This is a genomic window from Clostridium sp. CTA-6 (genome assembly GCF_054768115.1).
The window spans coordinates 94,864-120,199 of the sequence record NZ_BAAAAU010000010.1 but is presented as its reverse complement, the minus strand read 5'-3'; the positions used below and the strand labels follow the sequence as shown (position 1 = coordinate 120,199).

Here is a 25,336-nt window from a genome sequence, read left to right as displayed (position 1 = left end):
TACTTAGAATTAGGGGGAAATAAAATGAAAAAAATAATAACTTTTATTATGGCAACAGCATTAGCATTTGGTATGTTCATAGCGCCCAAGCAAGTTTTGGCTGCAGAAAATCACGAAATGGTAGCATATAGAATTTATATGCCTGTTAATTATAGTAAAGTAGATACATCTCAAATAAAAAAAGCAACATTACACTATGGTGTAAATGGATGGAAAGATGTTAAAGATGTTCAATTAAACAGAAGCGTAGTAGATTATTATATGGGAAAAACATTTGAAAGCTTTTATACAACTATTTATGTAGAAAAAGGTTCAAAAGTAGATTATTGCTTTAAACAAGAGTTTTATAATGAGGGAACAACATGGGATAATAATAATAACAAAGACTATCATATAGCTGTAATAGAAAGTAACGTTAAATAATTTAATGTAAATAGACTGTTTTATTTATTATCATATATTAATCTTATTATAATTGGCTTTACCAATTGAATAATTTAATGAAGATATAAATGAAGAAGTATTTATTAAAATTAAATATAGATAATATAAGCTTAGTTTGTATAAACTAAGCTTATATTAACAAAAAAATTATTTTAAATGTAGGTGAAAAAATGAGAGTATTTTATGCGGTTACATTTCAGGAAGAAACAAAAGAAAAATTGATAGAATATAAAAATTTAGTTTCTAATAATTCAGTTAAAGGTAGATTCACAAATAAAAATAATTTCCACTTAACCCTAGAGTTTATAGGTGAAGTTGATGAAAAAGAGCTGTCTTTACTAACTAATATATTATATAAGTTGCAGAATCCACCTAAGGAACTTATTACTTCACATATTGGTTCATTTAAAAGGAGAGATAAAGATATAATTTGGCTTGGAATTGAAGAAAATAAAGAACTTATAACATTACAAAGGAATTTAAGAAATTTATTAATTAATAATGGATTTAAAATTGAGAATAGAAAATATAAGCCTCATATTACAATTGGTAGAGAAATAGTAACAAAATGTCCTATAGAGAAAAATATTTTTTCTCCTATAAAGATTCCAATAGCTTCAATAGCTCTTATGGAAAGTAAGAGATTCAATGAACAATTAGTTTATGAGCCATTAGAAGAAATAATAATATAAAGTCAGAAAACAAATTTATAATAAATATAATTTTATTATTATATTTAAAATATAATTAATTAATGATATAAATAAAAATCCTTATGAGCTGTTTTTCGAATAGTTTATAAGGATTTTTCTAGCTTATTTAATTAAATTTACAATAACCAAACTATATATTTAAAAAATAATACAAAAAAATTTCATAAGATTTAAGTGAAGTGCTTGATAGTAAAATAGGTAAGTAGTAGAATATACTTAACTTAGTTATATATTAACTTAGTTATATATTAATTAAAAGTATGAATTATTTGGAGGTGAATACTTTATGGATAGAAAAGAAAGCATTCATGTATTAGGAGCTAGAGAAAAAAATCTAAAAAATATTGATATTGAAATACCCAAGAAGAAAATCACTGTATTTACTGGGGTTTCTGGTTCAGGTAAATCATCTTTAGTTTTTGATACTATTGCTGCAGAATCACAAAGGCAGCTAAATGAAACTTATTCTAGCTTTATTAGGCATCGGCTACCACATTATGGACAACCAGATGTAGATTCAATTAAAAATTTATCTGTTGCTATTATAATAAATCAAAAAAGAATTGGTGGAAATTCAAGGTCAACCGTGGGGACTATTACAGATATAGCTTCATTATTAAGGCTTCTTTTTTCACGTATAGGAAAACCCTTTGTTGGATATTCTGATTCTTTATCTTTTAATAATCCTACCGGAATGTGTATGCATTGTGATGGGTTAGGAAAAGTTGATAGCATTAATATTGATAAATTATTAGACAAAAATAAATCTCTTAACGAAGGCGCTATTTTGTTTCCTAGCTTTAAGCCTGGTGGATGGAGATTAAAGAGATATATACATTCAGGATTATTTGATAATGATAAAAAAATAAAAGATTATAATGAAAAAGAATTAGATTTACTTTTAAATAAAACTGATATAAAAATTGAAACAGATGATCCAGAGTGGCCCAAGACATCTTTATACGAGGGTCTTATACCAAGAATTGAGAGAAGCTTTCTAAAAAAAGAAGGTGGAGAAAGGGATAAATATAAAAAAGAAATTAATAAAATTGTTACTAAAGAAATATGTCCTGTGTGTAAAGGTGCAAGATTAAATGAAAAAATATTATCTTGCAAAATTAATGGGAAAAATATTGCGGATTGTACAAAGATGCAAATAAATGATTTAATAATATTTATGAAAGAAATTAAAGAACAATCTGTTCAAACTGTATTAAAAGCCCTAATTAGTCGACTAGAGCATTTAGAGTACATAGGATTGGGATATTTAAGTTTAGACCGTGAAACTTCATCACTTTCCGGTGGTGAATCACAGAGAATTAAAATGGTTAAACAATTGGGAAGCAGTTTAACAGGACTTACTTATATTTTTGATGAGCCTAGCATTGGATTACATCCACATGATATTGGTAGAATAAATAAATTGTTAAAGATGTTAAGGGATAAAGGAAACACTGTTCTTATTGTTGAGCATGATCCTGATATAATAAAAATTGCAGACTATATTATTGATATGGGACCAAAGGCTGGTATAGAAGGTGGTAACATTGTTTATAAAGGAACTCCAGAAGGATTATTGAAATCTAATACTCTAACAGGTAAGGCTTTGCAGTATAAACCACATATAAAACTTCATACAAGGAAAGCAAAGGAATGGTTGTCAATTAAAAATGCAAATTTACATAATCTAAAAAATATTAATGTAGATATTCCTAAAGGTGTTATGACTGTAGTAACAGGTGTAGCTGGTTCAGGTAAGAGTACTCTTATTAATGGATTGTTGCCCAAAATTTATCCAGAAACAATTTTTATAGATCAAGGAGCAATACATGCTTCAATACGTTCCAATATTGCCACTTATACAGGTATATTTGATTTTATAAGAAATTTATTTGCTAAAGAAAATAATGTTAAATCCTCTCTTTTTAGTTTTAACTCAGAAGGAGCATGTCCAGAATGCAAAGGGTTAGGTGTTACTTATACTGATTTAGCTTTTATGGATACTGTTATAAGTACATGTGAAGTTTGTGAAGGAAACAGATTTACAGATAAAGTATTAGATTTTAAATTTAGGGGGAAAAATATAAGCCAAGTTTTAAAAATGACTGTTGCTGAGGCAATTGACTTTTTTAAAGAAGATGAAATATATTTAGTGTTGAAAAAGTTAGCTGATGTAGGAATTGATTATATAACTTTAGGACAACCATTAAATACTTTATCAGGAGGAGAATTACAGAGATTAAAATTAGCTGCTCAATTAGATAGTAAAGGTAATATTTATGTATTGGATGAGCCTACAACAGGGCTTCACATATCTGATATAAAAAAGTTAGTAGCTATTATGAATAGGTTAGTTAATCAGGGGAGTACCTTAATTGTAATAGAGCATAATTTAGATGTAATGACTCAAGCTGATTGGATAATTGACCTTGGCCCAGAGGCTGGAGAAAATGGTGGAAGAATTATGTTTGAAGGGGAACCAAAAGATATAATTAACAATGAGAATTCAATTACGGGGAAATACTTAAAAAGATACATTCTTTAAAAGAAAGGGTGAAGATAATGCTTAGACAAGAATTAGAAGAAAATTATATGCCTTTCCAATGTATGATTATTAGCAGCATTAATCGATTTAATCTAGAAGGGGTGTCAACTGCTCAATACTATATATTAGATATATTAGATAAGCAAGGTTCAAAGACAACTAAAGAATTAGCTGAAATAAGAGGAATAACTCAACCGGGCATATCGAAATTAAATAAAAGACTTTTAGAGAAAGGATATATAAAGCAAGAACGACAAGAAACTGATCGTCGCTCTTATAATATTTTCATTACATCTGAAGGTAAAGAGTTTCTTGCAAGATCAGAAAAATTTGGTGAAGAAATAATGAATTTAATAGAAAAAACACTTAGCCAAGATGAATTAAGAATTTTCTCTACATTATGTAAAAAAATTACGGATTCCTATAAAGAAGAGTAATACTAAAATATAAATTGAATACAACAAAGAAAAATAATATCAAAATTTATAAAAAGATACATTTAAACCTTTAAAAATATATTTATATAAACTATATTTTATAATGTTGAGAAAATATTATATTTTTTAGTATAATTAAAAGGTCACAATATATTGATCTGTATTTAGTATAAGCTATAATAATAAGAATGTGTAATATTAGGTTATTATATATTCTTATTATTTTTTTACAACTTAACTACAAAATAGTTTATTTAAGCTATCTACAGTTCAATTTCTTCAGTTTATTTTCAGATCTATTATAAAACTCTAAAAAATATTTAGAATTAGATGTTTTTATTTCAAGTGTTGTTTAATTAAATCAATTATTTATAATGTTGTTCGATAAATAAATACCAATATTTTTTTAGATTTTATACACAAGTTAAGAAATAGCTTATAGAATATAATAATGTTAATAATGTATAATAATAAAGAAAAATAATTATATAGTCTAATTGTAATTGATTGTATAATTAAGTTTTAGAATTACATATGGAACCAAACAATATAAACTTTATAAGATATATACAAAACTAAAGAAGAGGTGTAATTATGTATTTTTTATTATTTATTTTTATTGCACTTACGGTGGGATTTTTTGCTATGCTTCGTAGGGAGCCAAGGACATTATGGATTGGTATAGTATTTCTTTTATGGGTCGGATCTATATTTGCATTTTTGGGTATTTTAGGTGAGACTTATGAAATAAAAATGCTGCTAACTTCTATAATAATTATTATAATAATTATTATGGTAGGATTTCCTTTATACCTTTTATCCTTTATATTTATACTTATTAAAAGTGGGTATAAACTTATAAAAAAAGAGGGTGCTCGTGTAACTAATTTTTTATCTTTATCCTTAGGAATATTTATTATATTATGGATTTGGTTTACACCAAATATTATACGAGGGGTTACAAATCCTATACTTACAGGAATTATAGGATTTATAACTTTCTTAATTAGTTATTTTTTTATGATGATGTTTATTTTTGCAATATCAGCAGCAATTAATACTTATATGCCAAAAAGAAAAAAATATGATTACATTATTGTTTTAGGTAGTGGTTTAATTGGTGATAGAGTTCCCCCTCTATTAGCTAGTCGAATAGACAAGGGGATTGAAATATACAAAAATCAGCTTGAAAAAGGTCATCCATCCAAAATTATATTTACAGGAGCTAAGGGTGCTGATGAGAAAATTTCAGAAGGGCTTGCCATGTGGAAATATGCAAAGGATAAGGGAATTCCAAATGAGCATATGATAATTGAGGATCAGGCAGTAAATACCTATGAGAATCTATCTAATTCAAAGAAACTTTTAGAAGAGGATTATGGCACAAGAGAAAAACAATATAGATGCATTGTAGTAACTAATAATTTTCATCTATTTCGTTCTTTAATATGGGCTAGAATAGTAGGGCTAGAATGTGATGGTGCAGGTTCTAAAACTAAACTATATTTCTCACTTAATGCACTTATTCGTGAATATATAGGAGTTATGTATATTTACAAAAAAATTAATATACTTATTATAAGTTTGGCATTTTTATTTAGTATCTTAATGACTATTATAGATTTTTATTTTGTTAGACCTTTCTTATAATAATTAAATTTTTTAGATATTATAATCATACTGTCAAATTAACTATTTTGGTAGTGTGATTTTTTTATCAGGATATAGTGTAATAAAAATTTACTGGGATAAAAATAAATTGTAAAGAAAAATATAACACCAAGTTTTTACAAAAAAGTATTGAAATATATTAGGTTTTATGATAGTATAATTTTAAAAATTAAATATTATAAAGCCCTTTAAATGATCCTGAGAGATTGTAAGGCATATAAGTAATAAGTCTATACAAATGTCTTGGCTAAGGGTCGAGACATTTTTTGTTTATATATAGATGAAAGGTGGAATTAGGGTGAATTTAAAGGCTGTAATAATGGATGAGGTAAAAATAAAAAGATCTATCACTAGAATCTCTCATGAAATAATAGAGAAAAATAAAGGTGGACAAGATATAGTATTGGTAGGAATAAAAAGAAGAGGAGTACCAATAGCTAAAAGAATTGCAGAGAATATAAAGAACTTTGAAGGTATAGATATTTCTGTAGGGATTTTAGATATATCCCTATATAGAGATGATTTATCTGAGTTATCACAGGATCCAATAGTTAAAAATAATAAATTAGATATAGATATTAAAGATAAAAAAATAATATTAGTAGATGATGTAATTTATACTGGAAGAACTGTAAGAGCAGCTATACAAGCAATATTTGATAATGGAAGACCAGGTAAAATTCAATTAGCTGTCTTAGTAGATAGGGGTCATAGGGAACTTCCAATAAGACCAGATTATGTTGGTAAAAATATACCTACTTCATTAAGCGAAGCTATTTTAGTAGAACTTAATGAAATAGATGGTAATGATTCAGTTAAAATCCTTGTACATCCTTTATATAGATAATATTAAAGGTTAATTGCAGAAAATTTTTATATTATATATAAATTTTGTACAGGGTTTTTATAAAGTTATTTTAAACTTAAAATTCAAGTTTAATTAACAATTATTATATTTATCTCGTTAAAAATTACAATATAATATTTAAATCAAGAGAAATGTTAATAATTGATAAAAAAGGTTAAATAATAGAATAAAGAAAATTAAACTGTGCTATTTTTGTAATGAACATTTTGGAGTTTTTAGAAATATATAGTGATTGTTAAAAAAATGACGAAATCTTGGGTAAAACTATGGTTAAATTTACCACATTGTGGCACAGAGGTTAAATTTGTCTTAAATAATGGAAGTAGACCATTTCTAAGTTAGAAATGGTCTATTTTTTTTGTTAAACTATTGTTATAACTGCAATTAATCTTTAAATATTAAATATAAAGGAGGAAGAAGATTGGAAAATAAATTAGCTTATATGAAAGAAAGAGAAGAAGTGTTTACACCTCTTTTAGCTATTGAAGAGGCATCAAGATGTTTGTTGTGTCATGATGCACCCTGTACAAAAGCATGTCCAGCAGGTACAGACCCTGGGAAATTCATACGTTCATTACGTTTTAGAAATTTTAAGGGTGCCGTAGCTACAATTCGTGAAAATAATATACTAGGAGGGGTCTGTGCAAGAGTCTGTCCTACAGATAAATATTGTGAAGGAGCCTGTAGTAGGTGTGGTATAGATAAACCTATTCAAATAGGAAAACTTCAACGTTATTTAACAGATTATGAACAATCAATAGGAATAGAAGCTTTAGAGGCTATAAAGGCAACAAAAGAAAAAGTAGCTATTATAGGTTCAGGTCCAAGTGGACTTGCAGCAGCTGCTGAATTAGCTTTAGAAGGGTATAAGATTACTGTATTTGAAGCCAGAAATCAATTAGGTGGATGGTTAACTTATGGAATACCAGAAGATAGGCTTCCACAATCAGTTGTTGAAAATGAAATCAGATTCATAAAAAAATTAGGTGTTCATTTTAGAACTAACTGTAAAGTTGGAAGAGATGTTAATATAGATGATCTTAGAAAAGAAGGTTTTGAAGCATTTTTAGTAGCAGTAGGGATGCAAAAGAGTAAAGATATAGAAATAAAAGGCAATGATTTAGAAGGAGTTATTGCTGGAACAGATTTTTTAGCAGAAGTTAAAACTTCTAAGGGAAAAGTTAAAGTTGGCAGTAAAGTTATAGTTATAGGCGGTGGAGATGTAGCTATGGATTGTGCTGTAACTGCTAAATTGTTAGGAGCAGAGGATGTGAAAATAGTTTATAGAAGAACTATAGAAAAAATGCCAGCTGATAGAAAAGAAATAGCTTATACTCAAGATTTAAATATACCGATATTTACAGGATTAAAACCAGCTGAAATAATTGGACAAGCTGGAAAAGTGGCTAGATTTAAAGCTACAGGAATGTTTGATGATTCAGAATTAAATCTTCCAGTAGATAGGATTATATTTGCTATTGGACAAGAAGCAGAAGAAATAAAAGAATTAAAAGAAGCAGTAAAAGAAGTAGCTGCAACAAAGGGAGTAACAACAGTAGAATTTAATGAAAAGGGAACAATTGAAACTATAGATTATAGTACAAATATAGAAGGAACTTTTGCTTCAGGAGATATAATTGAAGGAGATAAAACTGTTGTAAATGCTGTAAAAGAAGGAAAAGAAGCGGCAAAGGCTATAGTAAAATATTTATTAGCTAAGAAAGAAGGTGTAAGATAATGAAAAGAAGAGATCTTTCCATAGAATTTTGTGGAGTAAAATGTGAAAATCCATTTTTCTTATCATCATCACCAGTAGGAAACTGTTATGAAATGTGTGCTAAAGCTTTAGAAACTGGTTGGGGAGGTATAGTATTTAAAACTATAGGTTTCTTTATTGCAAAGGAAGTTTCTCCACGTTTTACGAATTTAGAAAAAGAAGGAACTCCATTTTTAGGATTTAAAAATATGGAGCAAATAGCAGAACACTCACTAGAAGAAAATTTAGAAGCTATGAAAAAACTAAAACAAAATTATCCCAATAAAGTTTTAGTAGCTTCAATCATGGGACAAAATGAAAAAGAATGGGAAGAACTTGCAAGGCTTGTTACAGAAGTGGGAGCAGATATAATAGAATGTAATTTTTCATGTCCACAAATGACCAGTAGCGCTATGGGATCAGATGTGGGACAAAATCCACAGTTAGTTAAAAAATATTGTGAGGCAGTAAGAAGAGGAACTGATATTCCAATATTAGCTAAAATGACTCCAAATATAGGGGATATGAGTGTTCCAGCAATAGCTTCTATGGAAGGTGGAGCAACAGGTATAGCTACAATAAATACAATTAAATGTATTACAGGAGTAGATTTGGATAAATTTATAGGATATCCTATTGTAAACGGAAAGTCATCAATTTCAGGATATTCAGGAAAAGCAGTAAAACCAATAGCTTTAAGATTTATACAACAACTTGTTACAGATGAAAGACTTAAAGATATTCCAATAAGCGGCATCGGTGGAATAGAAACTTGGGAAGATGCTGCAGAATTTATATTATTAGGTTCAAGAAACTTACAAGTAACTACTGCTATAATGCAATATGGATATAGAATAGTAGAAGATATGATAGAAGGTCTTTCATATTATATGGAAGAAAAGGGATTTGAAAAATTAGAAGATATGGTGGGATTAGCAAATAAAAACATAATTCCAGCAGAGGATTTAGATAGAGGATATATTGTGTACCCAAAATTTAATGAAGAAAACTGTGTAGGATGTGGAAGATGCTATATATCTTGCTATGATGGTGGACATCAAGCAATCAAGTGGGATGTTGAAAATAGAAAACCTATATTAGAAAAAGAAAACTGTGTAGGATGTCATTTATGTGCTAATGTGTGTCCAGTACAGTGTATATCAAAAGGAGAAATAGAGTTTAAAAAGGATGAAATAGCTAGGAAGGTAATACTTTAATATAAATAAAATACACAAATGTAAAAACATAGGAACGTAAAAAAATACAGCCAGTACTTTGGAGGTATAACTAATATGAGTTTATTAATGTGTATTTCAATAAGTGTAGGAATTTTGTCTGGACTTTGGGGATGTTTAAGTTCCAATTTTGGACTAATAACTTGGGTAGGTTTTATAGGATGTACAAGTTATTATGCCGCCGGTGGTAAGTTACAAGGATTAAAAAAATCTGTTGTTACTAATATGACTGGAGTTTTATGGGCTATGTTAATTATTATAACATCTAGTTATTTAGGTTTTCCATTAGAAGGAGCTATAATGATAGGAATATTTTCCTTTGTAATGTGTGCACAGGCAAGATTTCAATTGTTATCTTTTATACCTGGAACCTTTTGTGGAAGTTGTTCAACCTTTGGTGTTAATGGAAATTGGCAAGGAGTAATTATAGCTTTGCTTTGTGGAGCAATTTTAGGTTATACTTCTGAAATAGGGGGGATTTGGCTTCATAAATTAATAGGAAAAGAAGTACAAGACAAAAATAAATATTTAAGTAACTAGAAAAGAATATATAGTAATTAGCTAGAAAATTATTTAATTAAACATTAAGGAAATTTTAATTGTAGTAAATGGCATTAAATATCAACATGATATGAAAATTCAATAATTTTATAAAGAGATTAAAACCCACTAATCATAAGTGGGTTTTAATTTGTAATTCAGGTAGTTTAATATTATTTAAGCAAATATCTAGTATTTATTATAATAAAGAAAGATATGTTACTTTAAAAAATAGGTGAATTTTAAAATCCACTAGATTAAGAATTACTAAACTTTATTTATTCATAGGGTCTATTACGTATGTTTTTTATCTTTGCTATATTAAAATTAAGTCTATCCTTAATAGGATTTTTTATATTAAAATTTTTATGATGAATTCTATTTCAAAGTAAAAATAATGAATTAGAATAGATTAATATATATAATTAATGTAATCTTTAAAATACTTGTATTTAACTTTGGAGATTTTGATATAATTATATATAAGATATATTAAAATATAAGTTATATTTTAGAGAGGAATTCATACTTATGGATAGAGTTATTATGCACGTTGATATGGATGCATTTTTTGCATCTGTAGAACAAATGGATAATAAAAAACTTAAAGGTAAGCCTGTAATAGTAGGGGGAATAGGAGAAAGAGGAGTAGTTTCTACCGCATCTTATGAGGCAAGAAAATATGGTGTGCATTCTGCTATGCCTGTTTTTATGGCTAAGAAGAAATGTCCATTCGGTATATATGTACCAGGAAGACATAATAGGTATAGAGAAGTTTCAAATAATATATTTAAAATATTATATAAAGTTACTCCTATTATTGAACCTGTATCTATAGATGAGGCATATTTAGATATTAGCCATATTAAAGAAAAACCTATTAAAGTAGCAAAATATATAAAAAATAGAGTTAAAGATGAAATAGGATTGACTCTATCTGTAGGAATTTCATATAATAAATTTTTAGCCAAACTTGCTTCTGATTGGAATAAACCAGATGGTATAAAAATAATAAATAAAGATATGATTCCAAGAATACTTATGCCGCTTCCTATAAATAAGATTCATGGAATAGGTAAAAAGTCAGTGGAAAAATTACACAATATAGGTGTTTTTACTGTGGCAGATATGCATAAGTTATCTAAGGATTTTTGTATAGAGTATTTTGGAAAATTTGGAGTAGAAATATATGACAGAATAAGAGGAATAGATTATAGAGAAGTAAAAGTCAGTAGAGAAAGAAAATCTATAGGTAAGGAGATAACCCTTAAAAAGGATATAATAAATAAAGAGGAAATGAAAAAATATCTTTTGGACTTTTCAAATAAAATATCTACTAATTTATATAAAAGAAATAGTGCCGGGAAAACTGTTACCGTAAAAATAAAAACTTCTAATTTTAAAACTCATACAAGGAGTAAAACAGTAAATGATTATACAAGGGATAAAGATGAAATTTATAGTATAGCCTGTGATATATTAGATAATATAAATTTTAAAGAACCTATAAGACTTATAGGTCTTACTGTATCAAATCTAGGAGAAAATAAAATTAAGCAACTAACCTTTAATATTTATTAAGTTAAATAAAGTCCCTTAAATATGATTAAAAATCAATATTAATTTTAAATTTATACGAAACTGTAAATGATTTATAAATAATACGAAATATATTATAAAGATAAATAGTCTTATACTCTATGGACAGGATATGAAGTAACCAGCCACAGAGTATAAAATTATTTTAAAGCCTTATTAATTTTATCAACATAATGTTTAACTTGTTTATCTTCTAATGGAGCTTCTTTGTACCAAGGGGTCTCTATTTTACCTTTATTGTTAAAATATTTAGCTTTCATTATAATTTCAGGTCTATATTCAAAATGTAGTGTATCAAAATGGTTCCATTTTCCGCCCCATATAAAATTATTTTTTTCAAAGGTCTCTACAATTTCTTTTGGATAGGAAGCTATTCTTTTTTCTCCTTCACTTTCAGTAGCCCATTTCCAATAATCTCTATTATCCCTTACTAAATCAATGGCAATTCCAAAAGCATGAGGACTTAAAAGATTTGTCCCTGCAATATGTCTATAGTTAAAGGTCCCATTAAGAGGGGAGATATAAGAATTTAATTTGTTATTACTTTTTGAAATACTACTAAGTTCGTCTAAAGTATTTTTTAAGCTTTCTGCACCTTTACTGTTATTATTAAATTGAACTGTTCCATAAGCTGTATTAATGGTTTTTAAGTTTTTTTGAATTTTGCTAGAATTATTTCCATAAACATCTTCTAACAAAGGGTATACTCTAAATCTACCGGGATCAAAATTTTTATCCATTACTTTACCTGTTATATTCAAAGGATAAATTTGTTCCATCATATCCTGGATATCTGAATTATATATTTTTTCTTGAAAATTTTTTTCTTTTTTATCATCATAAAGAATCTTTTTACCAGATTCCATTACTATATACACTTTATCATTTTCACATTCAATATCTTTTATATATTCACCATAAGACATCATTAAACATAATATATCCTGTTTCATAGTTACATTATATGATTCTTCATCTTTATTATTACTTTTTATATTTGAAGCTTTAACTACATAAGTATTACTACAAAAAATAAAAAATAATATATTAAAAAAAATGATTTTTTTTAATAATTTTTTTATTTCAAATCACCTCTTTCTAAAAATGTACTCTAACTAACCAAAACTTTATTCCCTTATCATTCCAGCCTAAATCCCAAGGAACTTTATTTCTATCTGTATTATGACAACTTACTAAAGAGTAACCTTTGGAGTCTGCTCCAGTTACTACAGATATATGAGTTATATCTCCTTTTTTTTCATAGGCTACAAAATCTCCAGGTAAAAGATTGTAAGAAGCTTTATATACTTTTTCATAATCTCCATGAGCAATTACAGAAGCTCTACCACTATGAATCATATAATCTTTAAATCCATCTGCATTTATCCAAGCTCTAGTAGCTCCCTTAGAATCGTAGTTCCAGGCAGAGTTTTTTCTAAATTTTCCTCCCTCAAATAAAATTTGAGATGCAAAATTTGCACAATCTCCTCCTTGAGGGTTATAATTTCTATATTTTTTATTATATTTATATCCATATTTTCCATTACTAGCAGTTCCACAATATTTATCCGCATATTCTATAGAATTTAATCTTCTTTCATCTAAATCAGAAAAGTCTTTGGAACTATTGCTTAATATATATTCCCTTATATCATCTGGTTTTTTTAGATTATTTATATTAAGAGAATCTGCAAAGGGATCTTTATACCATTCCTTTGTAATTACCCATTCATCTTCTTGTTTAGCGAGATTAACTAAATGATTTGTACCTATGGTAGAGGTATTTACTTTTTCAGGGTCATTTTCATAAATATATTTATACTCAGTAGAACATAATAAATTAATTGAATATTTATCCTTATTTTCTTTTATATTTCTAATAACAACCTTAGGTTTTATATCAATAAATTTAACCCCTTGCTTTTTTTCCCAGTTATGAAGATATTTTATCTTTTTTTTCTCATGTTCATAGGCCCATACACCATATTTAGTATCAGTGTCATAAATAGATTCAATAAATTCTAAGTCCCCTTTTAACAATGCTTTATTTCTATTTTCAAAAATATCATCTATTAATTTAGTAATTTCAGTATTATGAATATTATCATTAGCTTTATAAACTAAAACATTTTTCCATTGAAATAATGATATAAAAGAAATTGATAAAATTATTACTATAATAAAGTTAACTATAATTTTATTAGTTTTATTTCTTTGAAAAAATCCCATAATCTTTATCTCCTTTATCTGGTATTATAAAGCATTTTCCCAAGTTTATTTTATAATTTAAGTCTATAATATTATGGTTTAAAATCTATTAAAATAAACATTTTAATTTTTCATAATTATATAAAAAAAGGATTAATTTCAAAATTTATAAAAAATAAAATACAAAAAATACTATCTAAAAATTAAATACATTTTGAGATAGCATTTTATCTAGTAAATATATGGTTTAGCTTATGTAATTTAATGTTTATATTTAAGAATAAGAAAGATATAATTATTATTTATAACATAACTTTATAGTAAACTTAGCACCTTTCCATTCACTTTCACTAGCTATTATTTGACCATTGTGTTTATGGGTAATAATATCATAGGCTAAGGATAATCCTAGACCGGTTCCTAGTCCAAAGGGTTTTGTTGTGAAAAAAGGTTCAAATAGCTTTGGTGCAATTTCATCAGAAAATCCCATACCATTATCGGATATTTCACAAACTAAAAAATTGTCTTCACTATAGGTTTCTATTTTTAAGATATTAGTATTAATTTCTTTATTTCCACCTAAAAATTCTATTTTTTTATTCATTTCATAGATAGCATTTTTAAGTATATTCATAATAACTTGACTAATTTCTATTTTATTACATAGTATAGAAGGTAAGTTTTCTGAAAGATTTAAATGGATTTTATCAAAAATCATCATATCAAAATTTAATATATCTAATACATAATTTATTATTTCATTAAAATCTTCTTTACTTAAACCTATTGGCTTTGATAGTTCTTTGCTTTGACTAAGTTTAAACATTTCTTCTTGCTGAATAAGTTGAGCTTTTAAGCTGTGAATGTTTTTTTCATTTTTTATTAGCTCTTTAGCAGCATATTCAAGTTCTTTTTCATGGTCTAATCTTGCCAAAGCTCCAGAAAGCATTTCCGAAATTAGTTTTAATAAAAATTGAGTATCTTCATTCCAACTTTTATTTTGAAAGTTATTGTCTAATCCTACATATCCCACTAAATTATCTTTGTAGCATATAGGTAAAACAATAAGAGATTTTATTCCTTGTTCTGAAAGAATTTCTTTTTCTATCTCTGCAGTCATCTTTTCTACATTTTCAATAATAATAATTTTATTATTTTTTAATTCATTCATCCACCAAGGAAATAATGAAGTTTTTAAATCTTGAAGATTATTTTTTTCAGAGCTAATTCCTTTAGCGCACCATTCATAAACATTATCCATGTACTCTAAATTATTTCTGAATAAAAATATATAAGCTCTACAGGAATTCGTTTTTTTACCCAGTTCTTCTAAACATTCCTCAATTAAATATTCTTTACGCAAGTTAATATTTACAAGTTTAGATGAAATATTTGAAAGTATTTCTATGAAAATTTTAGATTTTTCACAACAGTTATCATTAGATTTCCACTTGATTTTCCTATTTTCTTTCATAGCTAAATTCTCCTTTATATTGATTTAAGATAATATATAGTAAATTTCTTTATTAGGTCTTTAAAGTTATTAATAAAGCATTTTATATTGTTAGTAATTTTAAGAAAAACTATTTCTTTTAGATTGTTGAAAATATTAAGTTTTTATAGTTACAAAACTTAGGTAATTAATAAATTATATATCGGCTAATTCATCTAAATCCTTTAAAGAACAATTTCCATAATTTAAACATAATTTGATTTTTTATTTATAAAGAATTTATAAAAAGCTAAAAAGAAATTATAAAATTTATAATTTGTGGAAAACTCTATAATAAAAAATATACAATATATAGTGAAAAAATAAGATCTTTATACAATATGTAGAGTTTATCTTATTAAACAATGGTTCTATGATATTGATTTTGAAGATAATTACTTATATAATTTATTTAACAATAGTTATTTTATAATATATTCTATTGATTAAATAAATTTTTAGAAAGTAAGGTTTTAACAATGAATATTAAAATAAAAAAGAGAAATGGACAATATGAACCACTACAAGTAGAAAAAACCAAGAAAATGGTTAAGTTAGCCTGTGAGGGCATAGAAGGCTGTGATCCTCTTGAATTAGAATTGGATTCTAGAATTCAATTTAGAGATGGTATGACTACTAAGGAAATTCAAAGAACTTTGATACAAACTGCTATCGAAAAGGTTATTCAAAATAGTAAAGATAACAATGGAAATAATATAAAAAAAACTAATGCTAATTGGCAGTATGTTGCTGCAAGGCTTTTATGCTTTGATTTATACAAGGAAGCTAAAATCAGCCGACACTATAATAGCTTTGGTTATGGTGATTATTATGAATTAGTAAAAAAGCTAGTTAAAATGAAACTTTATGGGGAATATTTAATCGAAAATTATTCTGATGAAGAAATCAAGGAATTATCAAAATACATAGTGCCAGAAAGAGATGAACTATTTAATTATGAAGGATTAAAACTATTAAATGACAGATATTTAATTAAAGGACATAATGGAGAAGTACTAGAGCTACCTCAAGAACGTTTTATGACTATAGCTATGCATTTAGCTATTCCTGAAGGAGATAAAAAAATTTTTTATGCAAAAGGGTTTTATGATATTTTAAGTGAGCTAAAGGTTACAGTGGCAACTCCTACGCTAGGAAATGCAGGTACCCCCTTTTATCAGTTAAGTAGTTGTTTTATTTCCACTGTAGGAGATAATTTATGGTCAATTTATGATGTTAATCAAAAGTTTGCACAGGTTTCAAAACATGGCGGAGCACTAGGCATTTATATGGGAAAAATAAGAGCTTTAAATAGTGAAATAAGAGGACATAAAAATGCATCTGGTGGAGTTGTACCTTGGATAAGACTTTATAATGATACAGCTGTAGCTGTAGATCAGCTTGGCAAGAGAAAAGGTGGAGCATCTATAACTTTAGATATATGGCATAAAGATATATTTGATTTTTTAGACCTGAAAACTAATAATGGAGATGATAGAAGAAAGGCTCATGATATTTTCCCTTCTGTAAGTATCCCAGATTTATTTATGGAAAGATTAGAAAAAAGAGAACAGTGGTCCTTATTTGATCCTTACATGGTAGAGAAGATAATGGATTATAAGCTTGAGGATTATTTTGATGATGTGGATTGTAAAGAATTTACAAAAAGGTATTTAGAATGTGAAAAAAACATTAATATCCCAAGGAATACAGTACCAGCCCTTGACATCATGAAAAAATTAATGAAAAGTGCAGTAGAAACAGGAACTCCTTTTATTTTCTTTAGGGATACTGTAAATATAGCAAATCCTAATAAGCACAAAGGTATGATATATTCATCCAATCTTTGTCATGAAATAGCTCAAAATATGAGTGAAAGTGAACTTGTAGAAGAAGAAATAATTGATGAGAATGGTTATTCAGAGGTTGTTCAAAGAATTAAGGCTGGAGATATGGTAACCTGTAACCTTAACTCAATAAACCTTAGCAAAGTAGAAAAAGAAGATTTTAGTAAGTGTATCCCTCTCCAAATAAGGATGCTAGATAATGTTATATCTCTTAATAAGCTTCCTGTTAAAGAGGCCAGAGTTACCAGTGACAAGTATAGAGCTATTGGTTTAGGAACAAGTGGATATCATCACTTCCTTGTAAATAACAAGATAAGATGGGAAAGTGATGAGCATATTAAAGTAGCAGATGAAATCTATGAAGAAATAGCATATACGGCTATAAAGGCTTCTATGGAATTAGCTAAGGAGAAGGGCAGTTATCCAGCCTTTAAAGGTTCAGAGTGGGAAACAGGGAAGTATTTTGAAAGAAGAGGTTATAATTCTGAAAAATGGCAACAACTTCAAAGTGATATCAAAAGATATGGTATGAGAAATGGTTACATTACAGCTATTGCCCCTACAGGTAGTACTTCCAATATAGCTAATACAACTGCAGGAATAGATCCTGTATTTAAGAAGTTTTTTATGGAAGAAAAGAAGGGTAGCTTTACACCAAAAACAGCACCAGATTTAAATGAAGAAAATTTTTGGTATTACAAAGAAGCTCATACTATAGACCAGCAATGGAGTATTAAGGCTTGTGCTGCGAGACAAAAACATATAGATCAGGCTCAATCCTTTAATTTATATATAACTCCAGAAATAAAAGCTAAAGAAATTCTTAATATGTATATGGAATCTTGGAAACAAGGAGTTAAAACCATATATTATGTAAGAAATAAATCTTTAGAAATGGATGAATGTACAAGTTGCTCAAGTTAACTGAATACCTAAGATTATAAATATAAAAATATTATAATCTTGTAGTAGATAAGGTCATAGTATTAAAGTATATATTTAATATGATAACTATACACGTATGTAGAATGATTTATTAGTTAGAAAATTGTTAAATATACTTTTAAAATAATAACCATACTTACAAAATAGATAGTAAAGAAAGGAGCTCTATATTTAATGCTTAAAAAAATGATATTTAACGAAAAGGGTCAACGGGGAACGGAATCAATGATAAATGGAAACACTACTAACTTAAGAGAATGGAATAGAATAAAATATAGTTGGGCCAGCGATTTTTATAGAACAATGCTTAATAATTTTTGGATACCAGAGGAAATTTCTTTAAATGAGGATGTAAAACAATTTCCATACTTAACAGACGGAGAGAGAAATGCCTTTGATAAGATTATTTCTTTTTTAAATTTCCTTGATTCCGTGCAAAGTGAAAATCTTCCTAATATATCAAGATATATAACTGCTGCAGAAGTTTCTTCTCTTTTAAATATTCAAACCTTTCAAGAAGAAATACATGCACAAAGTTATTCATACATACTTGATACAGTTACAAATCCAATTACTAGAGATAAAATATATGATCAATGGAGAGAAGATGAACAGCTTTTAGAAAGAAATAAATTTATAGCAGGTATTTATGAAAAGTTTAATAAAGAACCTGAAATTTATAATTTTTTAAGAGTAATAATGGCAAATTATATATTAGAGGGAATATACTTTTATTCTGGTTTTAGTTTCTTTTATACCTTAGCAAGACAAGGGAAAATGACTGCCACTAGTACAATTTTTAAATATATAAATAGAGATGAAGTTACTCACCTTGTGCTTTTTCAAAATATTATTAAAGAACTAAAAAGTGAAAATCCAAATATTTTTACAGAAGAATTAGAAGAAGAATTTAGAGAAATGATGAGAATGGGTGTAGAGCATGAAATAAAATGGGGACAGTATGTTACTAATAATGAAATCTTAGGCCTTAATGATGAATTAATAGATAAATATATTAAATATCTTTCTAATCTAAGATTAACAGCTATAGGTTTGAAGCCTCTATATCCAGAAATCAATAAACATCCTATGGAGTGGATTGATAGTTTTTCAAAATTAAATAGTACAAAGACCGACTTCTTTGAAGCAAAGGTTACAAACTATACAAAAGCAGCGGTCTTTGATTTTGATGATCTTGATTAATTAAATCAATAATTATAAATGAAGTTATAAAAATAGCCTAACAAAGTTTTAAAATACATTTTGTTAGGCTATTATTTATAATATTTATAAATAATTATTGTCTTTAGATGGAGTTTTTAATTTTAACTGAAGGTTAAAATGGGTTAGATAGGTACTTATTATTCTTACTTTAAAAATCACATCTAGGCAATCTATGATTTTGTAAAATTTGTTTTTATATATTAAATAAGACTATTAGGGATGATAGCAATGAAATATGTATTTTAAGGTTTATTTAAGGTACAAGTGATAATTAGTTAAGATTAGCTTTATATAATGGTATCATATTAATGATTTAGGAGGATAATTATGAAGGAAAAAGGACTTACAGGATTTCAGTTAAAGCTAATAGGATTATTTTTAATGATATTTGATCATATTCATGAAATGTTTGGATTCACAAACAGCATACCTGTAGCATTTAATTGGGTAGGAAGAATAGTAGCACCTATATTTATATTTATGACAGTACAAGGATTTATTCATACAAGAAATAGAAAAAAATATGCAACAAGACTTTATATAGGATCAGTACTTATGAGTTTGGGAAATTCCTTTATACCAAAATACTTTGAAAGAACAGATAGTTTTGGATTGATGAATAATATATTTACTACACTTTTTGTAATTGTTATGTACCTATCTATTATAGAGTATTTAGGAAAAGCTATAAAGGAAAAGAAAGTTTTAGGCATTATTAAAGGAATATGCTTGTTTATACTACCTATAGTTATAGGATTTGTAATGATTATGAATATTACAGCACCAGGCATGATGTATGCTATGTTTTTAATTCCTACTCCATTACTTGTAGAAGGTGGACCTGTATTTATATTACTTGGAATAATAATGTACTTATTTAAAGAAAAAAAGAACATGCTTATAATAGTATATTCAGCTTTGAGTATTATTATTATGTTAACAGGTGGAGATATTACTATACAAGGACTTTTATTTAAAAATTATCAATGGATGATGATATTCGCAGCACCTTTATTCTATTTATACAATGGTAAAAAGGGAAAGGGCATGAAATATTTATTCTATGTATTTTATCCAGCACATATCTATATATTTTATATAATTTCTGTGTATATGATGAAAAGATAAAATTTAATTCACATAGATATTTTGTATCAATTTTAATTGAATTAATTTAAGAACTAATTATAATATTCCTTATTTTAAAAGGGAAAGCCATGAAATTAAGGTTAATAACTTAATTTCATGGCTTTTATTTATTATATAACAACTTATAAAATTTCTTATTTGTAGAGGACTCTATAATATTTTAAAATTTACAAAAAAAGATAGTATTTAAAAGGAAGATGCAGTTTAACATTAAGTATGTTTAAAAGTCTATTTGAGAAAGCTTAGTACCTTCAAAAAAATATATATTTAATTTTTTATATAATTTAATTTTAAATTTACATAAAAAATAAGCTTAAAATTTGTTTTAAAAGAATTTATTACTATATTTTTGTTAAAAAATAGACGAAAAATTGAAAAAAATATTTAAATTTTGTATTTTCTGATATATAATGAAAATAGCAAAAAATAATGGCGTAAAATCTAGTGGAAAAGGGGAGGAAACAAGATTTTTACCAAGTAAAAAGGGGGAAAATAAATGAAGGTTAAAAATATTGTCCAAAAGAGTATTTTTGCTAAGATGATGTTGTATATTCTTACAGCAGTATTGGTTGTGTTTTTAGCTTCTGGTATTTTTTTAGAGCTAAAGACTAAAGATATTGTGACTAAGATGAATTATGAGCATCTTCTAACGGAAGCAAAGGCAGCTTCTAATCAAAACAATGAATTTTTTAAAAAGAATGAAGTTTTAGTAAGACAAATGGCAACTAATCAAGATATTATAAAATTAATGAAGGGTGTAAAGACTAGGGATAAAGTTCGAAGTCATCCAGATTATAAAGATGTAATAAATTCTTTACAGCAAATAAAAAAAATGGATAAAAATCTTGCTACAGTATGGATTGGTCTACAAGATGCTAGTTATTTAGTTACCCAAGATCAGTGGGACTCTCCAACAAATTGGATTATTAAGGAAAAATCTTGGTATAAAGAAGCCTTAAAATTAAAACCTGGGGAAGTGCTTTACACAGAACCTTATGTAGATTCTGTAACAGGAAAGATGGTAATTAGTGTTATACAGGTAGTATATGATGAAAAAGGAACTAGTTTAGGTGCAGTGGCTATAGATGTACTACTTGATGAATTGCCTAGTATTATGGAAAAGTATAAGATCGGTAAAAGTGGATTTGTATTCTTAATAAGTAAAAAAGGGGAACTAGTTTATCATCCTGTAAAAGAAATGATTTTGAAAAATAATATGACAAAAGAAAAAGGAGAAATGGGAGACATAGGAAGAAATATGGTTGCACAAAAGCAGGGTACAGGAATGTATTCTTATAAAAATAACCATAAATATGTAGGCTATTATCCTATATCATCTAATGGATGGTCTGTTGCAGCGGTAATAGATCAAAGTGAATTTAATGAAAAAGTTTCTATGGTAAGAAAATTACTTATTATCTCCTATGCACTAGGAGGAATTATTATTGCAGCGCTAATTTTCCTAGTAGGAAAAGCTATAGTAAAACCTATTAAAAGTCTTGAAGGATATGGACAGAAAATGGCAGACCTAGATTTTACAGAGGATATATCAAAGGAACTAGTGGAAAAGGAAGATGAAATAGGACTATTAGCAAAGGCTTTTGAAAATATTTCTGTAAATTTAAGAGATTTTGCTAGAAAAACTTTAGAAAGTGCAGAGCAGGTAGCAGCTTCCTCAGAGGAGCTTACTTCTACTAGTCAACAAACTGCAGAAGCAGCAAATGAAATTACTAAAACTATAGAGGAAATGGCTAACTCTGCAGAGGATCAGGCAAGGCAAACAGAGAGTGGCGCTATGAATGTAAATGTTCTTGGAGAGACAATTTCAAAAAATCAACAGATGATGGGGAGCTTAAATAAGGCTATAGAAAAAGTAGATATTTTGAAAAATGAAGGGGTAACTACTTTAAAAGAATTAGTAGAAAAGACTATGGATAGCGAAAAGATATCGAAGGAAGTATATAAAGTAATTATTGATAGCAATAAGAGTGCAGAAAAAATTGAAAATGCTAGTGAAATGATAAAAAGTATAGCATCTCAAACTAATCTTTTAGCTTTAAATGCAGCTATTGAGGCCGCTAGAGCGGGAGAATCAGGTAAAGGTTTTGCTGTGGTAGCGGATGAAATAAGAAAATTAGCAGAGCAATCTAATGCTTTCACCGATGAAATTTCTTTGGTAATTAATGAATTAGCGGTTCAGACAGAAAAAGCAGTTGAAAGTATGGAAATAGTTAGTGACAATACCAAAAAACAAACTAAGAGTGTAGAAAACACAAATAAAAAATTTGAAGGTATTTCTATAGCTATTGATGAAATGCAGAAAGTAGTACAAACATTAAATGAATCAGGAAAGGATATGGAAAGCAAGAAGAATGAGATAATTGCAGTAATTGATAATTTATCTGCTATTTCCCAGGAAAATGCTGCGGGGACAGAAGAGACAGTGGCTGCAGTAGAAGAACAAACTGCTTCTATTTCAGAACTAGCTAATGCCAGTGAGTCTTTAGCTAAGTTAGCAGAGGATATGCAGGTGAGTATTTCTAGATTTAAATATTAAATACTTCTAAATTAAGTATTATATAGGCTGAATGGTATTTAAGATAAATATTGTTCAGCCTATTTTTATACAATACATAATATGAAGAAATTAATAAAATATGGTAAAATAATACATAAGAAGCAACTAAATGAAAAAATTATTTTGCCGTTATGTCTAACTGTACTAGTGTTGGTAGGCTGTGGAACTAAAAGTGCAGTAAATATCAAAAATTATAACAAGTTAAAATATGGAATGAATTATAATGAAGTTAAGAAAATCCTAGGAGAAGGTCAAAAAAAGGTAGTGAAAATCATAAAAACTTCAAGCATTCTATTTTTTTATGGGGAGTTTCTTTATATTTAAAAATCACTAACAAATGGAATTACTTCTATAAATTTTATGTATTTTAACACTTATTAAGTTTAAGATTCATATATTTGTTAGTGTAGTTAATTAATATTTATATAGATATATAATTTTTATCTAGCTAGTAAACATGATATAATAATAAAACATTGAAAAATTAATTATTATGGTATAATATAAACATAATTTTAATAAATAATAAAGTGAAGCTTAGTTTAGAATAAGCTTTTATTTATTGGAAATTTAACTAAAGAAAATTAATGCCTTTACAAATATTACTTTTATATTATAAAATAGAAAGTATTAGAATTGTAAAGTGTATAGCAAATATAGTGAATTTTAGATTTGCAGATAAATTATAGGAGAGTGATAAATTGAATAAAAAAGTTTTATCTTTTATTATAATGTTAACCCTAATTTTAAGTACAAGTACTAGCAGTGTATTGGCCGCACCAGATACTAAAGAGTCAGGGGATTTAAAAGAAACTAGAGAGCAAAAGAAACAAATCCAGCAAAGAGTTGAAAAAATGGACAGTGAAATTGATAGTGTAATAAATGAAATTGATAAAAATAAGCAACTTATGAATAAAATTAATAATGATGTTAAAGATACAGAGAAAAAATTAACTCAGGTAAAAAACAACGTAAAAGCCAAAGAAGAACTATTTGGGAAAAGAGTAAGGGCTATGTATATAAGTGGTGGAGATAGCTACCTAGATATACTTTTCGCCTCAGAAAGTTTAAGTGATTTTATGTCAAGGATAGATACAGTTTCAAAAATAATGAAATTTGATAAAAATGTTGTTATTAAGTTAAAGGAAGAAAAAGAAGCTATAGTAAAGGAAAAAGAAAACTTAGACCAAGAGAAAAATAAATTAGTATCCTTAAAGAAGAGCAATGAAGTTACTTTATTGAGGCTTAATAAGAGTGTAGAAGAAGAAAAGAAAGCTCTTAGTAACGTAAAAGAAAAAGAAAATCAAATAGTAGCTAGTGAAGCTGCAAAGGCTAAAGAAGCTCAAGAGAATAGTAAACGAGCTAAAGAAGCTGAAGAGAATAGTAAGCAAGCTAAAGAGGTTGCATCTAATAATAGCAACAGTTCAAATGGGGAAACTTTATCTCGAGGAGAATCAAACTCTACGTCCTATTCGAAAGTAATGGTAATGGAAGCAACTGCATATGCAGGAGATGGCATAACTGCTTCAGGAAACGGAACAAGTAGAAATCCTAATGGATATAGTACCATAGCTGTAGATCCTAGAGTAATAAGTATAGGAACTAGAGTGTATGTGGAAGGTTATGGATATGCTATTGCCCATGATACTGGTGGTGCTATTAAAGGTAATAGAATAGATTTATTTATGAATTCAGAGGCTGAATGTAATAGTTGGGGAAGAAGAACTGTAAAAGTTTATGTAATAGGATAGTAAGTATTTATTTTAGAAATAAATAAAAATTATTTTATATGTAGTAATAAATAGTGGCAATTAATTTATGTAGAATAATATTGTTTTAAAATTAAATTTTAATGTGAAAATATTTAACTTTATAATAATATACCCTGTAGAATAGATGAGTAAAAAGGAATCTATTTTATAGGGTATATTTTATTTTATAGGAATTTATAAAATTTTTTAAGTATTAAAAGTTATTTGTAGTATAAGATTATATTAAAGTAAGTTTAATAATTCTAAAAATATATTAATATAATTTTTATAAAACAAAAATTAGCTTAAAAAAATTATATAAAACATGTATAAT

Annotated in this window: 19 protein-coding genes; 16 read left to right on the top strand and 3 right to left on the bottom strand. The window is 27.1% G+C overall.

Features of this window, described 5'->3' with window-relative positions; translation table 11 throughout:
• Positions 1-24: 24 nt before the first annotated feature.
• From ACYUDJ_RS16175 to ACYUDJ_RS16130, 10 genes are all read left to right on the top strand, one after another.
• On the top strand, positions 25-423 hold the full coding sequence (locus tag ACYUDJ_RS16175; RefSeq protein WP_042384473.1) for a carbohydrate-binding protein: 399 nt from the start codon (positions 25-27) through the stop codon (positions 421-423).
• 191 nt (positions 424-614) lie between these two features.
• Positions 615-1,136 (top strand): RNA 2',3'-cyclic phosphodiesterase, encoded by a 522-nt coding sequence (thpR, locus tag ACYUDJ_RS16170; protein ID WP_003484193.1) that lies wholly within the window; start codon positions 615-617, stop codon positions 1,134-1,136.
• A 307-nt stretch (positions 1,137-1,443) separates the two neighbouring features.
• Positions 1,444-3,702 carry an ATP-binding cassette domain-containing protein gene (locus tag ACYUDJ_RS16165; protein ID WP_003484194.1) on the top strand — a complete coding sequence of 753 codons (2,259 nt, stop codon included), beginning with the start codon at positions 1,444-1,446 and terminating at the stop codon, positions 3,700-3,702.
• A gap of 17 nt (positions 3,703-3,719) precedes the next feature.
• Positions 3,720-4,139, top strand: a complete 420-nt coding sequence (locus tag ACYUDJ_RS16160) for a MarR family winged helix-turn-helix transcriptional regulator (RefSeq protein WP_003484196.1) — start codon at positions 3,720-3,722, stop codon at positions 4,137-4,139.
• 594 nt (positions 4,140-4,733) lie between these two features.
• On the top strand, positions 4,734-5,789 hold the full coding sequence (locus ACYUDJ_RS16155; protein ID WP_003484198.1) for a YdcF family protein: 1,056 nt from the start codon (positions 4,734-4,736) through the stop codon (positions 5,787-5,789).
• A gap of 319 nt (positions 5,790-6,108) precedes the next feature.
• Complete coding sequence (gene pyrR, locus ACYUDJ_RS16150) at positions 6,109-6,657, top strand: bifunctional pyr operon transcriptional regulator/uracil phosphoribosyltransferase PyrR (protein ID WP_042384476.1); 549 nt, start codon at positions 6,109-6,111, stop codon at positions 6,655-6,657.
• Positions 6,658-7,099: 442 nt separating this feature from the next.
• Complete coding sequence (locus tag ACYUDJ_RS16145) at positions 7,100-8,416, top strand: FAD-dependent oxidoreductase (protein ID WP_043032225.1); 1,317 nt, start codon at positions 7,100-7,102, stop codon at positions 8,414-8,416.
• On the top strand, positions 8,416-9,651 hold the full coding sequence (gene preA / locus ACYUDJ_RS16140; protein ID WP_003484204.1) for an NAD-dependent dihydropyrimidine dehydrogenase subunit PreA: 1,236 nt from the start codon (positions 8,416-8,418) through the stop codon (positions 9,649-9,651). The genes ACYUDJ_RS16145 and preA overlap by 1 nt, the downstream gene beginning before the upstream one ends.
• A 75-nt stretch (positions 9,652-9,726) precedes the next feature.
• Entirely contained in the window at positions 9,727-10,209 is a 483-nt protein-coding gene (locus ACYUDJ_RS16135) for a DUF1097 domain-containing protein (RefSeq protein ID WP_003484206.1), read from the top strand.
• Positions 10,210-10,740: 531 nt separating this feature from the next.
• Positions 10,741-11,790 carry a DNA polymerase IV gene (locus ACYUDJ_RS16130; RefSeq protein ID WP_003484208.1) on the top strand — a complete coding sequence of 350 codons (1,050 nt, stop codon included), beginning with the start codon at positions 10,741-10,743 and terminating at the stop codon, positions 11,788-11,790.
• A gap of 158 nt (positions 11,791-11,948) precedes the next feature.
• Here ACYUDJ_RS16130 and ACYUDJ_RS16125 read toward each other — a convergent pair whose 3' ends face one another.
• From ACYUDJ_RS16125 to ACYUDJ_RS16115, 3 genes are all read right to left on the bottom strand, one after another.
• Positions 11,949-12,737, bottom strand: coding sequence for a M15 family metallopeptidase (locus ACYUDJ_RS16125; protein ID WP_080333565.1), 789 nt, complete (start codon positions 12,735-12,737; stop codon positions 11,949-11,951).
• Positions 12,738-12,906: 169 nt separating this feature from the next.
• Positions 12,907-14,037 carry an amidase domain-containing protein gene (locus ACYUDJ_RS16120; RefSeq protein ID WP_003484211.1) on the bottom strand — a complete coding sequence of 377 codons (1,131 nt, stop codon included), beginning with the start codon at positions 14,035-14,037 and terminating at the stop codon, positions 12,907-12,909.
• 277 nt (positions 14,038-14,314) lie between these two features.
• Positions 14,315-15,490, bottom strand: a complete 1,176-nt coding sequence (locus tag ACYUDJ_RS16115) for a GAF domain-containing sensor histidine kinase (protein ID WP_003484214.1) — start codon at positions 15,488-15,490, stop codon at positions 14,315-14,317.
• Between the two features lie 497 nt (positions 15,491-15,987).
• Between ACYUDJ_RS16115 and ACYUDJ_RS16110 the strand changes: the two genes are divergently transcribed.
• The 6 genes from ACYUDJ_RS16110 (at position 15,988) to ACYUDJ_RS16085 (ending at position 25,002) form a co-directional block, all read left to right on the top strand.
• Complete coding sequence (locus tag ACYUDJ_RS16110) at positions 15,988-18,279, top strand: ribonucleoside-diphosphate reductase subunit alpha (protein WP_003484216.1); 2,292 nt, start codon at positions 15,988-15,990, stop codon at positions 18,277-18,279.
• Between the two features lie 195 nt (positions 18,280-18,474).
• On the top strand, positions 18,475-19,503 hold the full coding sequence (locus tag ACYUDJ_RS16105) for a ribonucleotide-diphosphate reductase subunit beta (RefSeq protein WP_003484217.1): 1,029 nt from the start codon (positions 18,475-18,477) through the stop codon (positions 19,501-19,503).
• Between the two features lie 348 nt (positions 19,504-19,851).
• Entirely contained in the window at positions 19,852-20,652 is an 801-nt protein-coding gene (locus ACYUDJ_RS16100) for a TraX family protein (RefSeq protein ID WP_003484219.1), read from the top strand.
• A gap of 517 nt (positions 20,653-21,169) precedes the next feature.
• Positions 21,170-23,230, top strand: a complete 2,061-nt coding sequence (locus tag ACYUDJ_RS16095; RefSeq protein ID WP_003484221.1) for a methyl-accepting chemotaxis protein — start codon at positions 21,170-21,172, stop codon at positions 23,228-23,230.
• Positions 23,231-23,311: 81 nt separating this feature from the next.
• A complete protein-coding gene (locus tag ACYUDJ_RS16090; RefSeq protein ID WP_003484222.1) occupies positions 23,312-23,575 on the top strand; it encodes a hypothetical protein in 264 nt (87 codons plus the stop codon).
• A 377-nt stretch (positions 23,576-23,952) separates the two neighbouring features.
• Positions 23,953-25,002, top strand: a complete 1,050-nt coding sequence (locus ACYUDJ_RS16085; RefSeq protein ID WP_042384483.1) for a 3D domain-containing protein — start codon at positions 23,953-23,955, stop codon at positions 25,000-25,002.
• The last annotated feature ends 334 nt before the right edge of the window (positions 25,003-25,336 follow it).